General features: G+C 48.9%; 1 pseudogene. It reads right to left on the reverse strand.

The features are described from left to right. Positions 1–405 (reverse strand): annotated as a pseudogene (locus tag B4K20_RS15370) (23S rRNA (guanine(2445)-N(2))/(guanine(2069)-N(7))-methyltransferase); the annotation flags it as partial.

Raw genomic sequence — 405 nt, forward strand, 5'->3', positions numbered from 1 at the left:
CTCCGCCGACAATAACTGGACATCTGGCCAGGCCAGACTGTCTTCTTCGCTCGGCATCGGCTTTGAGTTGTTTCCAACTATCTTTGTCGTGTTGTTTCCAGGCGGTAAACCCGTAATAGTCACGCAAAATACCGGGAGCGATGTCGGCAGCTATCATGGCAGCTTCTATCAAAAAAGTGCCAGAGCCACACATCGGATCAATCAATGCCCAACCCTGCCTGGCTAATTTTTGCCACTCCGCACTGAGCAGAATAGCGGCAGCTAAATGCTCTTTTAATGGTGCAGTCGTATTGCTGACTCGATAACCACGCTTATGCAGGCTGTCACCGGATAAATCGATACTCACAGTGGCTTGATTGTGTTTGAGGTAGACATTAATTCGCACATCCGGCTGGTATAAGTCTA

This window comes from Methylophaga sp. UBA5088 (genome assembly GCF_002414625.1).
In the GTDB taxonomy this organism is placed as follows: domain Bacteria; phylum Pseudomonadota; class Gammaproteobacteria; order Nitrosococcales; family Methylophagaceae; genus Methylophaga; species Methylophaga marina.